13 protein-coding genes are annotated in these 16886 nt (G+C 59.6%); 4 read left to right on the forward strand and 9 right to left on the reverse strand.

What is annotated here, in order from left to right; all coding sequences use genetic code 11:
• Positions 1-4 precede the first annotated feature (4 nt).
• The 3 genes from hisF to QF092_RS14310 all read right to left on the reverse strand — a co-directional run bounded on the left by hisF (position 5) and on the right by QF092_RS14310 (position 4158).
• Positions 5-820, reverse strand: coding sequence for an imidazole glycerol phosphate synthase subunit HisF (gene hisF, locus QF092_RS14300; RefSeq protein WP_281464780.1), 816 nt, complete (start codon positions 818-820; stop codon positions 5-7).
• Positions 783-2066 (reverse strand): N-acetyl sugar amidotransferase, encoded by a 1284-nt coding sequence (locus tag QF092_RS14305; RefSeq protein WP_281464782.1) that lies wholly within the window; start codon positions 2064-2066, stop codon positions 783-785. The genes hisF and QF092_RS14305 overlap by 38 nt, the downstream gene beginning before the upstream one ends.
• A gap of 944 nt (positions 2067-3010) precedes the next feature.
• Positions 3011-4158 (reverse strand): IS3 family transposase gene (locus tag QF092_RS14310; RefSeq protein ID WP_281464784.1). Its coding sequence is split into 2 segments (ribosomal slippage): positions 3011-3897 and positions 3897-4158, totalling 1149 coding nucleotides; the frame shifts between segments, so codons are not numbered across the junction.
• A 75-nt stretch (positions 4159-4233) separates the two neighbouring features.
• Between QF092_RS14310 and QF092_RS14315 the strand changes: the two genes are divergently transcribed.
• Positions 4234-4605: a hypothetical protein gene (locus QF092_RS14315; RefSeq protein WP_281464786.1), complete on the forward strand. Its 372-nt coding sequence runs from the start codon at positions 4234-4236 to the stop codon at positions 4603-4605.
• 480 nt (positions 4606-5085) lie between these two features.
• Positions 5086-7077, forward strand: a complete 1992-nt coding sequence (locus QF092_RS14320) for an acyltransferase family protein (protein ID WP_420026467.1) — start codon at positions 5086-5088, stop codon at positions 7075-7077.
• A gap of 46 nt (positions 7078-7123) precedes the next feature.
• On the opposite strand, the gene QF092_RS14325 is transcribed toward QF092_RS14320, so the two are convergent.
• Positions 7124-9037, reverse strand: coding sequence for a polysaccharide biosynthesis protein (locus QF092_RS14325; RefSeq protein ID WP_281464791.1), 1914 nt, complete (start codon positions 9035-9037; stop codon positions 7124-7126).
• 255 nt (positions 9038-9292) lie between these two features.
• On the reverse strand, positions 9293-11434 hold the full coding sequence (pnp, locus tag QF092_RS14330; RefSeq protein WP_281464793.1) for a polyribonucleotide nucleotidyltransferase: 2142 nt from the start codon (positions 11432-11434) through the stop codon (positions 9293-9295).
• A gap of 243 nt (positions 11435-11677) precedes the next feature.
• On the opposite strand from pnp, the gene QF092_RS14335 reads away from it, so the two are divergent.
• Positions 11678-12709 carry a PAS domain S-box protein gene (locus tag QF092_RS14335; RefSeq protein WP_281464795.1) on the forward strand — a complete coding sequence of 344 codons (1032 nt, stop codon included), beginning with the start codon at positions 11678-11680 and terminating at the stop codon, positions 12707-12709.
• A gap of 57 nt (positions 12710-12766) precedes the next feature.
• On the opposite strand, the gene rpsO is transcribed toward QF092_RS14335, so the two are convergent.
• On the reverse strand, positions 12767-13036 hold the full coding sequence (gene rpsO / locus QF092_RS14340; protein WP_101919393.1) for a 30S ribosomal protein S15: 270 nt from the start codon (positions 13034-13036) through the stop codon (positions 12767-12769).
• 305 nt (positions 13037-13341) lie between these two features.
• Here rpsO and QF092_RS14345 point away from each other — a divergent pair, with 305 nt between their 5' ends.
• The gene (locus tag QF092_RS14345) at positions 13342-14382 is read left to right on the forward strand and encodes a calcium-binding protein (protein ID WP_281464798.1); all 1041 of its coding nucleotides are present in this window, start codon (positions 13342-13344) and stop codon (positions 14380-14382) included.
• Here the strand turns inward: QF092_RS14345 and QF092_RS14350 are convergent.
• The 3 genes from QF092_RS14350 to truB all read right to left on the reverse strand — a co-directional run bounded on the left by QF092_RS14350 (position 14370) and on the right by truB (position 16796).
• Positions 14370-15266 (reverse strand): alpha/beta fold hydrolase, encoded by an 897-nt coding sequence (locus QF092_RS14350; protein ID WP_281464800.1) that lies wholly within the window; start codon positions 15264-15266, stop codon positions 14370-14372. The two genes, QF092_RS14345 and QF092_RS14350, sit on opposite strands and share 13 nt — an antisense overlap.
• Positions 15263-15772, reverse strand: coding sequence for a DUF1643 domain-containing protein (locus QF092_RS14355; protein ID WP_281464802.1), 510 nt, complete (start codon positions 15770-15772; stop codon positions 15263-15265). Before QF092_RS14355 ends, QF092_RS14350 begins: the two co-directional genes overlap by 4 nt.
• Positions 15773-15893: 121 nt before the next feature.
• Positions 15894-16796 (reverse strand): tRNA pseudouridine(55) synthase TruB, encoded by a 903-nt coding sequence (gene truB / locus QF092_RS14360; protein ID WP_281464804.1) that lies wholly within the window; start codon positions 16794-16796, stop codon positions 15894-15896.
• Between the last annotated feature and the right edge of the window lie 90 nt (positions 16797-16886).

Raw genomic sequence — 16886 nt, forward strand, 5'->3', positions numbered from 1 at the left:
AGCCTCAGGTCAGCTTACGGACGAAGCAGCCGGTATCCTCAAGGGTGCTGCGAAGGTCGTCCAATTGCAGCTTTTTCCAATGCAGGGCCTGCGCTATGGAAGCCGCCGACGCATCGGTCTGCATGACAAGGTCACGTAGATGCTCGGTGGTGCCGAGCCCGCCGCCACAGACCACAGGGACCCGCACCTGTTCGGTGATTAACTTGACGAGTTCGATGTCGTAACCGGTTCCAAGTCCATCCTGATTAACCGAGGTGATGATGATTTCACCCGCGCCCTTTTCTGCCGCTTCTTTTGCCCATTTCACGGCATCGCGCCCGGTGTGATTACGGCCATTATCGGTCATCGCCATCCAAGTGCCTGAATGCTTGACCGCCTCAATCGACACCACGGTTGCCTGAGAGCCGAACCGATTCGCAACCTCTGTGATGAGGTCAGGGTTGCGGGTTGCGGCTGTGTTGATTGCCACCTTATCTGCCCCACACGCCAACATGTCGCTAACATCTTCGACCGTACGGATGCCTCCGCCGACTGTCATAGGGATGAAGACCGACGATGCAACATTGCGGAGTATATCGTGCAGGCTGTTGCGCTCATATAAGCTGGCCACAACATCCATGAATAAAAGTTCGTCGGCCCCGGCGACCGCATATTCGGCAGCATATGCAGCAGGATCACCGACCTTGCGCCAACCTTCCATTTGGACGCCTTTGATCAACCACTCCATCTTTACATCTAGGCGTGGAATCAAACGGAAACTTCTTTTCATCTGAGCGCCCCTATCAGAGACGATCAATGCGCTGACGAAGCGACCAACCATTCTCGTCATGCTGCCAAAGGTGCGGTGATCGGAATTTGTTGGACAATGCTTCGAAATAAGCCCGGTTCATTTCCGGGTGCTCGAACATTCTATGGGCCTTGGGAAAACTTTTCTCGTCAATAGAGAGGTAACGGAAAATCTCGTCAGCCCAGCGTTCCGGGAATTCACCGTCATAACGACGGATCAGGGCTACCGCCTCGTCCCGTGTCAGATCGCCCGACCGTACCTCTTGGCTGGCATCATAGGTGGCTCGGCCAATGCCGAACTTTATGTAGGTCGTGTAGTAGTGGAAGTCGTCGATCTTGTCGTCGATAGAGTTATATTTGGAGTAGGTCCCTGCTGTGCGTTCCGGCGATGCCTTGAAGCCACCATTTTCGACCGCGAAGTAATAGGCAGCCTGTGGGTGCCATTTCAGATAGTAACCAAGATAATGAACTTCGGCCCCCAGTTCCTTGAGCGGGGCGACGTCGGACGGCAGATAGGGGCTGAGGTCGGCCTGCGTCATTCCGAAATTCTCTTTCAGGCTAGCCACGCTTTCTCCGCCAAGGAACATATTTTCATCACCGGAGGCGGCGAAATAGTCATATGATCGCTGGGCATCCGTATTGTCTTCAATCGGGTTGCCGTATTCAGCTTCATTCTCGCCATAGAAGACCAGCGGGATCTTGAACATGATGGCCATCTTAGGAGCAAAGCACTTCTGCCCGATGATGAACGGCTGGAATGGGTGAAAGATGTTTTCGACCGCCAGACGGGTAAGCAGGCGTTTCGACCTGCCGGACGCCGTCATCATATAGTTGTCCATTCCGGAATGAATCCAGGAATCAAAGTTCGACCGACCCCATTCGGTATAGATGTTCGGTGCCCAAGTGACCGTCAGCGGGTTCATCCCGTATTTGTATTTCAGGACCCAAGACTGGTAGAAGCTGTCCTTTCCGCCTGATCCGGGAACAAGGCAGTCATAAGACCCGTTCCGGCTGCGAAAGCGGTCGCAGAGGGCGACCAGTTTGGCCTCGCGTTCGTCCCAGTCGATTTCCGCGGCCTTGCGGGCCGCAGTGCGGCAGGCATCGCAAACGCCGTTCTCGTCGAAGTTGATCGTCTTTTTTTCGGAGTCGGCGGTGTGCTGGAATTCGACGGCCGAGTTCGGGCGCTGGTTCGACACACCACAGCATGTGCAGAAAGCTACCGTCGCGGGAAGGCCGTATTTGCGCGGCGGATTGTTTGCACCCGGTGCGAACATCGACATGTCGAGGTTCCGGCTTATGTCCAGCGCACTTTGTTTACGAGCCACAGTGGTCCTTTCCTATACTACTGACTTCGGCACGGATCTATGCGCGCCTATAGCAGACAGTTGCTGGCTTGTGCCAGATGATATGGCAGGTCTGTCCGGTACTGGGTCGAAATGCACCCCCTCCCTCGCAAATTTCTGTGCGGAGAGCCGCATAAGCAGAAATGTCATTCTGAGGGTAGTAGGCTTGAAAGCCCTGCGAGATGGACATAGTTGAAGTGTCGACCATGGGAATATCCGGTCGTGCGGGGCGAGCTTGGAGAATGTCCGGCAAGGCACGCTCTGTTTTCGAAGCGTTTGAGTGGGTGGTGTCCACCCGCGCTGCCTTTACATGTGTGTTCGAAGGCAAAGCCACGCGGAAAGAAATCTACTTCTTTGCTAGCCGATAAGGGGATGCTTGCGGCAATTTGTGCGTGCCCGTTGGGGTAGACTATGAGGCGCGGTGGGTTTTTGGGACATAAGGATTGTATGGCCCTTCCTAGACGTCTTTAGTCCCGAAAACCCACGTAGGCTGCCAGAGGTTTCAGTTTCGCTTGCCATTCTAAGGCAAGCGGATCGGGTGCAAATGGTCCCGTTGGCTAGAGGTTGTATGAGGTCCGGCTGGTTAATTTTGGCAATTGACTTGTTTCTTCGGATCACCCTTTCAAACGGAAGTTTTCGCGATGAAACTATACGTGCTTATGGCGCTGATCGTGTCAGTTTCCCACTTATCTACTGTCCGCTCCGCTTCAGCCGACGAATATGTCGCACTCGGTAGATATTTTGGCTATGCGAAGGGGTCTGCCAGTTTGCCGCTGCGTCTTCCAGATGCGGACGGGATGTATAGAGACTGGCTGTCTTGGGGCTATCCCATTGGGCCTGACTATCGGGTCTGGCCTGCTGCCGGTTTTGTGGACAGCGGGTTAAGCTAGCATAGCGCGGGCCTCGAACTCCATGGGGCTGAGGTAGCCGAGTTTCGAATGCCGCCTGCGCGGGTTGTAGAAGCGCTCGATGTAGTCGAAGACATCGGCACGGGCTTCGTTGCGGGTGCGGTAGACCTTCCGTGCCACCCGTTCGGTCTTCAGCGAGGAAAAGAAGCTCTCCATCGCGGAATTGTCCCAGACGTTGCCCGCGCGGCTCATCGAGCAGGTGATACCGTTGTCGGCCAGAAGCCTTTGAAACTGCTCGCTTGTGTATTGCGATCCCTGGTCCGAGTGATGAAGCAGCGCGTCGGCTTTGCCACGTCGCCAGACGGCCATCATAAGCGCATCCATGACCAGAGATGCATCCCGTTCGGCCTTCATGGACCAACCGACCACGCGGCGCGAGAACAGGTCTAGCACGACCGCGACGTAGAGCCAGCCCTCAGCTGTCCAGATATAGGTGAAGTCGGCTAACCACTTCTGGTTCGCCCGGTCGGCCTGGAAGTCCCGGTCGAGGATGTTGTCGGCGATGACCGACCTTTCCCCATCGTCCTTCGGCTTTCCACGGCGTCTGGGCCGCGCCCGCAAGGCATTGATCCGCATCAGCCGTTCGATCCGGTGCAGGCCACAGGCAAGCCCCTCTTCAAGGACATCCCGCCAGACGCGACGCGCGCCATAGGTCCGGTCGCTGGCTTTGAAGCTCGTCTCGATCGCCGTGACGAGCTTCTCGTCGTGGATCTCTCGGGCGCTGGTCGGGCGATTGAGCCAGGCGTGGAAGCCCGACTGCGAGACCTCCAGCACTTCGCACAGCCAGCTGACGGGCCAGATATGGCGATGCTTGGCGATGAAGGCGAACCTCATGTCGCCTCGCGCGCGAAAAAAGCTGCCGCTTTCTTCAGGATGTCACGCTCCGCACGAAGACGTGCGACCTCTTTCTTCAGGGCTGCAATCTCAGCCAGATCGGCCCGCATCTGCCCGTTCCCGGGAAACGCCGTCGCCGGTGTCGCGGTCAGTTCCCGCATCCAGCGGCGAAGAACGCTCTCGGCCACATCCAGGTCACGGGCGGCCTGCGCCACCGCAACGCCCCGATCCGTCACCAGCCTAACGGCCTCGATCTTGAACTCACGGCTGAACTTCCGTCTCGTCATATCCACTCTCCAGTTCCTTGGTCACGATCTTATCTTCGTGTCCACGAAACCGGCAGCAGGCCAGTCGAACCAATCATGGTGCCGGGCTGGCTGGTAAGTGAAGACTTGACGAAGCCGCCCTACAACCTGCCGAAAGACGCTAAGGCGGTACGCTTACACCTTAAGGCCAAGGTGGCAGGTGTCACTTGGGCGAACAACGAACTGGACGGGAGCTTGCAGGTAAAGCTGCGCCCTCATGGTAGTGATTTCGAACTCAATGAGGTGTTGCATTCGGCGACCGGAAAATCTGCCGGGGCAGCGCGTTATACACCCTACGACCTAAACCATATTGAGGTGGATGTGCCGATCGGTGAAGGGAACCGAATCGAAATCTTTCAGGAGGCCGCAATCGTCGGATTCTACATGCAGATCGACCTCGTCGCCTATATCGCGGGTTATTGGCGCTGACCATTTTCTAATCCGATTGAGGACACCGGAATCAGGTGTGCGGGGCATCTGATCAGCTGGGGCAATGACGCAGGTTGATGCGAGCAATCAGATCCGTCGGTGGGAGTAGCGCGCGGCGCAGGCGGAGGGAGAATTTTGCGGCGAGCAGGGGGCTGCTGTCCATGGAGTAGAGAAGGCAGTCTTGCCGCACCGGTGAATCTAGTATGCCCGAGGGCCAGTCATATGATGCCATCTCTGCTACGGTGGCCGCCGCGTTCATCTCGTGCCTCTTCGCAGGTGCGGGGTCGGCAGCGACAAGATCTACCTGACATGCCAACAGTCCGAGCGGCGGGTGTCAGCCTGCACCAAGAGGAATATGACCGTCGTTTGATCGCTCCGAAGGGCATGTTTGCTTCTTGATTAGGGCCATGGAGGAATTACACGTTGAACTCTCGGCGTCTTCGTGCGTGCTTGTGTGGGGCAGGTAGGGTTCAGACAAAAGTGCAGTACAGACCTGAAATTGACGGTTTGCGGGCAATCTGCGTTATGTCCGTCATTGTATACCATGCGCGGTTTACCGTGGGCGGCGACCGTATCCTTCAAGGTGGGTACCTTGGCGTCGATCTGTTCTTCTTGATCTCTGGCTTTCTGATCGGGGGGATTGTCACCAGCGAGTTGCGCGAGGGCAGATTTTCCCTTTGGAACTTCTACGAACGTCGGGCGCGTCGGATCCTTCCGGCGTTGGTTTGTGTTTTGGTGGCATCCTCTGTCGCCGCGGTACTGCTGATGACGCCCGCAGCGCTGCGTGAGTTTTCGCAGTCGTTGGTTTCGACGATTTTCTTCTTTTCCAATATCCATTTTCTTTTTCAGGACAGCTACACCGCCGCACCTAGCCAGTTGCAGCCGCTACTCCATACATGGAGTCTTTCGGTGGAAGAGCAGTTCTATCTTGTCCTGCCACTTGCCCTGCTTTTGTTGAGACGGCGCGCACAGTTTCAGATGGGCATCCTTAGCGTTCTGTCGGTGCTTTCCTTGATGCTTGCCAGCACTTTGGTGACGACAAACAATGCAGCAGCCTTCTTTTTGCCCTTCTCGCGGGCGTGGGAACTTTTGATAGGTGCGATCCTTGCGCAGGTCTTGCTTGACAGTGACAGGGTCGAACAGCCGTCGGCAGCGCGCTATCTGCCCAGCCTTGGCGCGGGGATTGTGGTGGTGTCGATTGCCTTTTTTGACGAGACCACACCGCATCCTTCCATCATCACACTCCTGCCGATACTTGGCGGAGTGCTGATCATCGGCTGGGCAAACCCTTGGGACCCGGCGACCCGGCTGCTTGCCAGTCGGCCGTTGGTCGCCGTCGGGCTGGCATCATATTCTCTTTATCTGTGGCATTTTCCGATCTTCGCCTTTCTGAGGATCGGCAATGACGGAACCGGCACATCCGGGTTGATGGTGTCGGGTATGGTGCTGACCGCAGTGCTTTCGGCCCTGACTTGGCGTTGGGTGGAACAACCGTTTCGACGACGCGACTCGGTGCCGCTCCGCATGTTCTATCTCTGGGCCGGTCTGCCACTTGTGGGTTCTCTTGTGCTTGCGACCGTCGTTCTCACTAGGCCGGTGGAAGGAGCTTACCCGTCTATTCCGTCCGACTTCTTTGCGAGCTTTGAGGTCTTTGAGCCAAGCACCGGTCCGGCCGATTGTATAGACCAGAACGGATTTATGAACCCGACTACGTGGTGCCAGCTTGGCGTCGACGGGTCGCGGCCAAGCTTTCTGCTGGTCGGTGACAGTCATGCTGAAGCTTTGGCTGCCAGCATTGACGCGGCGGCGCGGAAGATGGGTCTGTCGGGACGGCTCGTCGCTCGGTCAGGATGCCCGCTGCTTTTGGGGTTAGAGCCGCAGCGGGGCCAGCCGATGTCGCAGCAATGCGCGGACTTGGCAGAACGTGCCTTGGACTATGTCGAGAGAGAGAGTATCAAGACCGTCATCTTCGCGTCTCGCTGGAACTATTACACTTGCGGTGAACCCAAGCCGGATTGTGGCTTCACCCAGAATATCCGCGCGCTTGGGGGGGAATGGCCAGCAAGTCTAGCCGAAAGGACGCTGGTCCTTTCCATTGCACTGAACCAGACACTTGCGGCCTATCTGTCTTCAGGTGCCGAGTTGCATATTGTCACGCAAGTGCCCCATCAACTTCGTGACCCGAAGGAAGTGTTTGAGGCATATTTTGCCGGGCAGGATGATGCGCTGACTGCGATGGCTTTGCCAGTAGCGGACCATCAAGTCTTTGGAGCAGCCATCGGAGAGATGTTTAGGTCGGCAGTGGCTGTTTATCCTGATGTAGTGATCCATGATCCGGGCCGCGTTCTATGTGGAAAGGGAGGCATCTGCCGGATCGGGGCAGAATACGCGAGCTTCTATTCCGATGACGATCATCTCAGCGTTGGTTCTGCGACCGTAATGTCAGACTGGGCCCAAGGCATCTTGCGTTGAGTGACAGGCGGCATATCGACCCCTAACCCGTGCCCGTTGGCGTGCGTCAGCCACCGGCGACCGATGGTAACTTTGTCGGACCTGTCATTGTGGGTTCCTTGGACTCAACCGTCTTTGCCGAATACCCTGTGCCTGCCCGCCGCATGAGATCCTGAACAGCGGCCACATCTTCGTCTTCTGTCGCCTTGTCCAAGGCAACCAAAAGCGGCGTCAGACGCTGCAGCGGGAAGAAATCTTCGTGCGCCGACATGATTTTGGGATGCGCCGTTGGCCGGGCATCGGCGGAGATGAGCAATTCCTCGTAAAGCTTTTCGCCCGGACGCAGGCCGGTGAAGCGGATTGCTATGTCGCCGTCTTCCCCCTCGTCTTCTTCCATATAGGGGCGCAGACCGGACAGGGATGCCATTTGCATCGCCAGATCAAGGATGCGGACGGGCTGGCCCATGTCCAGAAGGAAAAGATCGCCGCCGCGGGCCATTGCGCTGGCCTGGATCACAAGTTGTGCCGCCTCGGGGATCGACATGAAATAGCGGGTGATGTCGGCATGGGTGACAGTGATCGGCCCGCCGGCCTGGATTTGCTGTCGGAACAGAGGGATTACCGACCCTGAAGAGCCCAGCACGTTACCAAAGCGGACCATGGAGATACGGGTATCGGTTTGAACTTCGGCGAAAGCCTGACAGACCATTTCTGCCAAACGCTTGGACGCGCCCATGATGTTGGTTGGACGGACAGCCTTGTCGGTGGAGATGAGGGTGAAGGAAGAGACACCTGCGGCAATGGCGGCCTCTAGCATGGTTTTTGTGCCGAAAACGTTATTTCGGACACCTTCGGCTACGTTTTCTTCTACCAGAGGCACATGCTTGTAGGCTGCGGCGTGAAAAACGGTATCGACAGTATGGCGCGCCAGTGTGTCGCGCAGGCGGCGTTCTGATTGGACAGAACCAAGGACCGGATGCAGGCGCGGGACGTTTGCCAGCGTGGCCGCAAGCGCCTGCAGCTCCATCTGAATCGTATAAAGCGCCACTTCGGACTGTTCGAAAAGGATGAGGTCGCGCGGTCCTTCGCGAAGGATCTGACGGCACAGTTCGCTGCCTATGGACCCGCCCGCACCCGTGACCATGACCACCTTGCCGTTGACGTTCGCGGACATCAGTTCCGGCACAGGAGCAACTGGGTCGCGGCCAAGGAGGTCTTCCTCGGATACATCGATGATGTCCGACATGCGCGCCTTTCCGGCGATGATATCTTCCATGTTGGGAACCGTGCGGACGCGCACATCAAGTTCGGCCATATGTTCGATAATCTCGCGCCGCAGAGATCGGGGTGCGCTCGGCATAGCGAGTAAGGCGAGGTCAATCCCAAAATTTTCGATCAGCAGGGGCATTTCCTTGGCTGAGATGACGCGGAGCCCGTTTACTTCACTTCCTTGGAGCGCAGGATTGTCATCTACTAGCGCCAGCGGCAAATAGTCATTGCCTCGGAGCAGCGAGGCGACGAGTTGCTGGCCCGACCTGCCAGCCCCATAGACGAGGACGGGTTTCAGGCCGCGCCGCAATTGGTGGCGAAAGAGTTCGCGCAAGAAGAAGCGCAATCCACCGACGGAGATCAGGGCGATCATCGCGTAGATGCCGGGGACGGAGCGTGGAACGGCCAGCGTGAGAAGCTGAGAGATGATGAAGAGAAACACCGCCGAAACCGCGATGCCCCGTCCGATGGTCATGAAGGCGCGGGACGAGATGTAGCGGATGACTGCCCGGTAGAAGCCTGTCACCGCAAAGACGAGGATCGTGACAGGCAGCGTCAGGCCTATGGCAATCCAGATGCGCGGATCGGACAGGAAGAAAAAGCTGTCATAGCGAAGGCCCATCGCAAGGATGAAGCTGCCGACAATGAGAAAGCTGTCCGCCGTGATCTGGAGCAGGCGTTTATGGATGCGTGAGAGTGACAGAAGGCGCACCAGTCCCGAACTGGTGGCGGAAGTTCTGGATTTCTGGGCGGGGTTAGATGGCATCCTGGCGGTCATCCTGAATCCACCACGTGGGCGACGGCGGCAATTTACAAAGGCTTGCGAAAAAAATTGTCACTGCACCACCTGTACCGGCTAAGCGACCACCACGGTCCTGCTCCTAATGAAACAAACTGCCCTCTGCGGCAAGACAAAAGGCCCCGGCATGTGATGCCAGGGCCTTCCATCATCCGAAAGATATAGGCCTTACGCCTCTTCCGTCTCCCCCTTCTTCTCAACGATCTCTTCGCCGGTTTCCTGATCGACCATCTTCATGCCGAGCCGGACCTTACCGCGGTCGTCGAAGCCGAGGAGTTTCACCTTCACTTCCTGACCTTCCTTCAGCACCTCGTTCGGGTGGTTCAGGCGCTTGTTGGCGATCTGGGACACATGGACCAGACCGTCGCGCTTGCCGAAGAAGTTCACGAAGGCGCCGAAATCGACCAGTTTCACCACACGACCCGTGTAGATATGGCCTTCTTCGGGTTCCGCCACGATCGACCAGATCATGTCATAGGCCTTCTTGATCGCATCGGCGGAGTTCGACGCGATCTTGATCACGCCGTCGTCGTTGATGTCGACTTTGGCACCCGAGGTTTCCACGATCTCGCGGATGACCTTGCCGCCCGAGCCGATCACTTCGCGGATCTTGTCGGTGGGGATGGTCAGCGTTTCGATCTTGGGCGCGTATTCGCTGAAGCCTTGCGGGGCGGACAGCGCCTTGTTCATCTCGCCCAGGATGTGCATGCGGCCATCTTTGGCCTGTGCCAGCGCCTGTTCCATGATCTCGGGCGTGATGCCCGCGACCTTGATATCCATCTGGAGCGAGGTGATGCCGTCGGCGGTGCCTGCGACCTTGAAGTCCATGTCGCCCAGGTGATCCTCGTCGCCGAGGATGTCGGTCAGCACAGCCCAGCGGCCATCGTCTTCGAGGATCAGGCCCATGGCCACACCCGCGACTGGTGCCTTCAGCGGAACGCCCGCATCCATCATCGACAGCGACCCGCCGCAGACGGAGGCCATCGAGGAGGAACCGTTCGATTCCGTGATCTCGGACACGACGCGGATGGTGTAGGGGAAGTCGGTCGGTGCGGGCAGGACGGCCTGAAGCGCGCGCCATGCCAGTTTGCCGTGGCCGATTTCGCGGCGTCCGGGGGAGCCGACGCGGCCCACTTCGCCGACCGAATAGGGCGGGAAATTGTAGTGCAGCAGGAAGTTCGACCGCGAATTGCCGTGCAGGGCGTCGATGATCTGCTCATCTTCACCGGTGCCCAGCGTGGTCACGACCAACGCCTGCGTTTCGCCACGGGTGAAGAGGGCCGAGCCATGGGTGCGCGGCAGGACGCCGGTTTCCGAGATGATCGGACGCACGGTCTTGTTGTCGCGCCCATCGATGCGCGCGCCGCCGGTGATGATATCGCCACGCAGGATGGAGCTTTCCAGCTTTTTGATCGCCGAGCCAAGGTTGATGTCGGCCTTGTCTTCGTCCGACAGCGCGGCCTTGATCGCATCCACGGCGGCAGAGATCGCGTTGGTGCGGTCCTGCTTGTCCTTGATGGCGAAAGCGGCGCGCATCTGGGTTTCGCCTGCGGCCTTCACGCGGGCGTAGAGGTCGGAATAATCCGGCGGCGAGAAGTCGAAGGGTTCCTTCGCGGCTTCTTCGGCAAGGTCGATGATCAGGTCGATGACCGGCTGCATCGCGGCATGGCCGAACTTCACCGCGCCGAGCATTTCGGCCTCGGTCAGTTCATAGGCCTCGGATTCCACCATCATCACGGCGTCCTTGGTCCCCGCGATGACGAGGTCGAGACGCTGATCCGGGTTGTTGCGCAGGTTCTGCAGATCGTCCACCGACGGGTTCAGAACGTATTCGCCGTTCGAGAAGCCGACGCGCGCCGCGCCGATCGGGCCCATGAAGGGCACGCCCGAAATGGTGAGGGCGGCAGAGGCCGCGATCATCGCCACGATATCGGGTTCGTTGTGCAGGTCATGCGACAGCACGGTCGCCATCACCAGAACTTCGTTCTTGAAGCCATCCACGAAGAGCGGGCGGCAAGGACGGTCGATCAGGCGCGAGGTCAGCGTTTCCTTTTCCGAAGGACGCGCCTCACGCTTGAAGAAGCCGCCCGGAATCTTGCCGGCGGCGTAGTATTTTTCCTGATAATGCACGGTCAGGGGGAAAAAGTCCTGCCCCGGCTTTGCCTGCTTGGCAAAGGTTACGTTGGCCATGACCGAGGTTTCGCCCAGCGTGGCGATCACGGTGCCGTCGGCCTGACGGGCAACCTTCCCGGTTTCCAGAGTGAGCGTTTCATTGCCCCACTGGATCGATTTCTTGATAACGTTGAACATCAGCGGATCCTATCTGAGGGTGTCCGGCCCCTGCCGGCCCCCCGTTTTCATGGCGGCCCCATTGCCGCCGCCCCCTATCCTTCGCATGTGGCCGGGGGCATGGCCTCACGTCGCAGATGGGGCGGCGCATACAGGAAAAGCGGGGCTTTGGAAAGGACGCAGATTCTTTCGCTTTGCCGTGCTGACGATAAGCAGATGTTAGGTTTTCCCGGCCAGCCTGCGCTGCATATGCAGGAGGACCGGATGCTTGACGGCCAATCAACACTCGACCAGCGCATCAATCTGCGGCAGGTGCTGGATCAGGCGATCCATGCGATCGTGCTGATCGATGATCGCAATAGCATCATCTATTTCAACGCCGCGGCCGAACGGCTTTGGGGCTATGACCGCGCAGAGGTGATGGGACAGAACGTCAAGATGCTTCTGCCCGTCGATATGCGCGGGCAGCACGATTCATGGGTGAACCGTCACCGCCGCACACAGGTGAACCACATCGTCGGATCGGCACGCGAGGTGCAGCTTGAACGCAAGGATGGGCGCAAGCTGTGGGTGTCATTGTCGTTGCTGCAGGTGCGCGGCGAAGAAGGGGCACAGAACTATGCCGCCTTCGTGCGGGACGTGACCGAAGACCGCAAGAACCGCATCGCCATTCGCCAGACGCTGGAAAGCACGATGGATGCGGTGGTGTCGATCGATGCCGAGAATACGGTCACCTTCTTCAACGCGGCGGCGGAAAAGCTATGGGGGTATAAGGCGGCCGAGGTGGTGGGCCAGAACGTCAAGATGCTGGTCCCGCCGCAAATGCAGGGCGATCATGACGGCTTCGTCAACCGCCACCGCAAAACAGGTGAGAATAGGATCGTCGGCACCAGCCGCGAAGTACCGATCTATCGCAAGGATGGTCAGATCAGCACGGCGATCCTGCTGTTGTCCCTGATCGATCTGGATGACGGCACGAAGCTATATACCGCCTTCCTGAAAGACATCACCGCGCAGAAGGCGATGGCAGGCCAGACGATCAAGGTGGTGCAGGATTTGCTGGGAAATATCATCCAGTTCAACCAACGCATCGGGTCCATCGCGCAGATGACGAACCTTCTGTCGCTGAACGCCTCGATCGAGGCGGCACGGGCGGGGGATGCGGGGCAGGGCTTTGCCATCGTGGCGCAGGAAATCCGCAAGCTGGCCAATCAGGTATCGGCCATCACGGGCGAGATTGAGGGGCTTGTCGAAAGCGGAAAGTCCACTGTTCAAGAAATGGGCAAGCAGTTGTGACAAAGAAAAACGCCCGCGCGTATGGCGCGGGCGTTCCTGTTTCGGCGGCTGGCCCTTTTAGCGGCGCAGGCCGAGGCGCGCGATGAGCGAGGCATAGCGCCCCTCATCCTTGGCCTTCAGATAGTCCAGCAGCTTGCGGCGCTGGGCGACCAGCATCAGAAGGCCACGACGCGAGTGGTTGTCCTTCTTGTGGGTCTTGAAATGCTCGGTCAGGGTCGCGATGCGCGACGACAGGATCGCAACCTGCACTTCGGGCGAACCGGTGTCACCTTCCTTGGTCGCGTATTCCTTGATCAGGCGGGTCTTTTCTTCGACGGTGATCGACATCGGATATCTCCTGTTAAGAGGGTGAAGGCACAAGCCGGGATGTCGTCCAGCAGGGCCGTTGAAACCGCAGCCTGAGTCGCAAGACATGGTGCGGATGCGGGCGTATAGGGGCAATCTGCCAGAAAGGAAAGCCCTTTTGCAGAAGGCCGCTGGTGGTTGTCTGAGCCTCAAAGCGCCGTTTACCAAAGGTGCAGATAGGGGCCAAGGCAGGCAGCCTTTTTGTGGAACCTTTGGGGTGATTCTGGCACCATCACATCTGTGGGTTGCATCGGGGGCGATGCGCAGGGTGTGGTCAGGGGTGTGGCATGTTGGCCTTGATGGGTCTTCTTGGTCTTTTGGCCGCCGGTGTCGCGGCGGATGCAGTTCTCAGCAGCACGGAAGAAGAGCCTGACACTGATGCCGACGGCGCGGCGGAGCAGGGCGATCTGTCCACGCCGGAAACCGTGCAGTCCGAATCCACGATGGCCGAAACCGCCGAGCTGGCGGCGGTGCAGTCGGCGCTGGCCGATAGCTATGTCGAAGAGGGCGTCGCCTTGTCCGACGACCTGCCCGACTTGCCCGATCCCGACTTGCGCCTGATGGGCACTGTCGGGGGCGACATTTTGAACGGCGGCGGGGGCGATGACACCTTGATGGGAGGTGACGGGCAGGACGCGCTGGCCGGTGCGGGTGGGAATGATTTGCTTTGGGGCGGTAGCGGCGATGACCAACTTGATGGGGCGGCGGGCGAAGATCTGCTGAATGGCCGTGCCGATGACGACCTGCTCAAGGGCGGTGCCGGGAACGATACGCTGCGCGGCGGTGTCGGGAATGACCAACTGGCAGGGCAATCCGGTGATGACCGGATGGCCGGGGGACAGGGCGATGACACAGTCTGGGGCGGCGAAGGCGACGATACGGCCTTGGGCGGCGCGGGGAATGATTGGCTGGATGGCGGCTGGGGCGATGATGCGCTGTCGGGTGGTGCCGGGAATGACACGCTGGATGGCGGCGCAGGGAATGACACGCTGAATGCCGGGACGGGCACCGATTTCCTAAATGGCGGCGACGGGGATGATCTGATGCGGCTGACAGGTGGGACCATCGCCACAGGGGGCGCAGGCGCGGATACCTTCACGCTAATGCCCGATACGCTGCAAGGCGGGCCTGCGACGGTGATGGATTACGATCCCTCGGCGGACCGTCTTGTCGTGGTTCTTGATCCATCCGACACCGCCCTGCCGCCCGAGGTTGCGGTGCAGGATGACGGGGCGGATGCCTTGGTCCTTGTCGATGGCGATGTGGTGGCGCGGGTTCTTGGCGCGGCGGGATTGCGGGCGGATCAGTTGATCCTTCAATCGGCCTGAGTGAAGAAGGGCAGGAAGGCATCCAGCACGGCCTGCGGGTTTTCCTCCATCACGAAATGGCCTGAGTCACAGGACGTGTCTGTTACCTGATCGGCCCAGCGCCGCCAGATACCTGCCGGATCGCCCGTCCGGGCGGGAAAGCCGTGGCGACCCCAAAGGAAATGCAGCGGTGCCGTAATGCGGTGGCCTGCCGCACGGTCGGCGATATCCTGCGCGCGGTCAGTCGTGGCCCCGGCGCGGTAATCGGCGCACATGGCATGGATGCGGGCCTTGTCCTTCGCCTGCGCGCGATAGGCGGCCAGAGAAGCAGGCGGGAACGCATCCAGCGATTTGGCCAGCGTCCAGCCTTGCAGCGTATGGTCCAGCCATGCCACGGGGTCAGAGCCGATCATCCGTTCAGGCACCGGGGCAGGTTGGGCAAGGAAGGTCCAATGCCATGCCGACATGGCAAGGTCATAGCCCCATGCATCCCAATATTCCGCCGTTGGCGCGATTTCGATGATGCCCAGCCGCCGCACACGCGCGGGATGGTCCAGTGCAAGGCGATAAGACACCCGCGCGCCCCGGTCATGCCCAAGGATATGGGCCGCTGGCAGGCCAAGGTGATCCATCAGCGCGACGATATCGTTCGCCATCTGCCGTTTGGAATAGGCATCGTGGGCGGCATCGTCCGGGGGCGCATCGCTTTGCCCATAGCCGCGCAGATCGGGGATGATGACGCGGAATCGCTCTGCGAAGGCGGGGGCCACGTGGTGCCAGCAAAGGCCGTTTTGTGGAAAACCGTGCAAAAGGATCAGGGGATCGCCCGCCCCTGCCTCCTGCATCGAAAGGGCGATGCCGGGCAGGGCGATGCGGCGGCGGGTGAAACCGGGGATTTCGGTCATGGCCAAAGCTCCGGTTGCTGCTCATAGCCGATATAAAGCGGATGTTTCGGATGGCCGTCCTTTGACAGGCCAAGGGTGTAAAGGGGGCGCCCGGTGGCGCGCAGCAGCGCCTCGACCTGCGGGCCACGGTTCAGATGCGTGCCATGCGTGCCCCATGCGCAAAGGATGCGGTCGGCCCAATCGGTGGCGCTATCACGGATGGCGTCGTCGTTGCCGGGGCCGACTGGATCGGGCTGTGCGCGCATGACGCGCGGGTCGGTGGCGCGGAAGGCGAATATATTTGTCACGCGGAATGACCCAAAGCCCAAGGCGCGGGCGCGGCGTTCGCAGCGTTCCACTGTAGGGTCGTTTTGGAATTCGGTCGCGGTGGAGGGGTTGAGCATGACGAAAAGCGCCCTCTCGCCCGCCGGGTTCCAGACGCGGGTCAAGAGATAGCGGTAAGACTCGCAGGGTGAATAGACGGCGGTGGAGGCGGCGTCGCCCTTCTGGTGGTGGCGGGTGATCATTCGGTTTTGCCTTTGGCTGGCCGCTGGGGGCATTCAGCCCCGTTTGCCACGGTTCTTGAACCAGTGGCGAGCCGTGGCACACCCCCTGAGAGTATTTTTCCCAAGATGAAGTTGGAAGAGGTCAGTTGAAGACCCGCGACGGGTGCAGTTCGCCCGCCTGATAGCGGCCTATTGCGATGGCGCGGCCTTGATGGCTGGCCCAGACCTCGGTCCCCCATTCGATGCCAGAGGCGATAACCATCCCGGGATTGCCGTTCTTGATGCGCGCCGCGCCCTCTGGCGTGGCGGTCACTTGCGGCAGGTCGTCCAGCGCGATTTCCAGCGGTTTGAGGTGGGTGTCGAGTTCTGGGCTTTGGGCCAATTGGTCAATCATTTCCATGGTGATCCCGTCTTCGGCATGGAAGGGGCCGGACCATTCCCGCCGCAGCCAAAGAACATGGCCAAGGCAGCCAAGCGCCGCGCCCAGATCGCGGGCGATGGACCGGACGTAGCCGCCTTTGCCGCAGACCATTTCCAAAAGCGCATGGTCGGGATCGGGGCGTTCGATCAGTTCAAGGCTGTCAACCCAAAGCGGGCGAGGGGCGAGGTCAAGCCTTTCGCCCTCACGGGCAAGGTCATAAGCGCGTTCGCCATCCACCTTTACGGCGGAAAACTGCGGCGGGACCTGTTCGATCTGACCCCGGAAGGCGCCAAGGGCGGCGCGTAGCGCGTCGTCCGTGGGGCGGGTGGCGGCGGTCGCGATGACATCGCCTTCGGCATCGTCGGTGGTGGTGGCGGCCCCGAAGCGGACCATGAAACGATAGCATTTCAGCGCATCGGTGATGTGCGGGACGGTCTTTGTCGCCTCGCCCAGCGCCACGGCCAGAACGCCCGTTGCGGCGGGGTCCAATGTCCCGGCATGGCCTGCCTTCTGGGCGGCCAGCGCCCATTTCACCTTGTTCACCACAGCGGTGGAGGTGATTCCGGCGGGCTTGTCCACGATCAGCCAGCCTGAAACCGCCCTGCCCTTTTTCCCGCGCGCCATGCTTGCCTCCGTCGGTGAAGGCGGCCTGCTAGCGAAGCGCCGCGCGCGCGTCAACCTTGCGGCTGTGTGATTGCTCTTTAACTTAGTGGC

It is taken from the genome of Fuscovulum ytuae, assembly GCF_029953595.1.
Taxonomy (GTDB): Bacteria; Pseudomonadota; Alphaproteobacteria; order Rhodobacterales; family Rhodobacteraceae; genus Paragemmobacter; species Paragemmobacter ytuae.

What these genes read in the sequence shown, in the direction of transcription:
- rpsO (WP_101919393.1), bottom strand. Translation starts at nt 13,036, where the DNA reads ATGTCGATCACCGTCGAAGAAAAGACCCGCCTGATCAAGGAATACGCG.
- hisF (WP_281464780.1), bottom strand. Translation starts at nt 820, where the DNA reads ATGGTTGGTCGCTTCGTCAGCGCATTGATCGTCTCTGATAGGGGCGCT.
- truB (WP_281464804.1), bottom strand. Translation starts at nt 16,796, where the DNA reads ATGGCGCGCGGGAAAAAGGGCAGGGCGGTTTCAGGCTGGCTGATCGTG.
- QF092_RS14315 (WP_281464786.1), top strand. Translation starts at nt 4,234, where the DNA reads ATGGTGCCGGGCTGGCTGGTAAGTGAAGACTTGACGAAGCCGCCCTAC.
- pnp (WP_281464793.1), bottom strand. Translation starts at nt 11,434, where the DNA reads ATGTTCAACGTTATCAAGAAATCGATCCAGTGGGGCAATGAAACGCTC.
- QF092_RS14350 (WP_281464800.1), bottom strand. Translation starts at nt 15,266, where the DNA reads ATGACCGAAATCCCCGGTTTCACCCGCCGCCGCATCGCCCTGCCCGGC.
- QF092_RS14355 (WP_281464802.1), bottom strand. Translation starts at nt 15,772, where the DNA reads ATGATCACCCGCCACCACCAGAAGGGCGACGCCGCCTCCACCGCCGTC.
- QF092_RS14345 (WP_281464798.1), top strand. Translation starts at nt 13,342, where the DNA reads ATGTTGGCCTTGATGGGTCTTCTTGGTCTTTTGGCCGCCGGTGTCGCG.
- QF092_RS14335 (WP_281464795.1), top strand. Translation starts at nt 11,678, where the DNA reads ATGCTTGACGGCCAATCAACACTCGACCAGCGCATCAATCTGCGGCAG.
- QF092_RS14305 (WP_281464782.1), bottom strand. Translation starts at nt 2,066, where the DNA reads ATGTCGATGTTCGCACCGGGTGCAAACAATCCGCCGCGCAAATACGGC.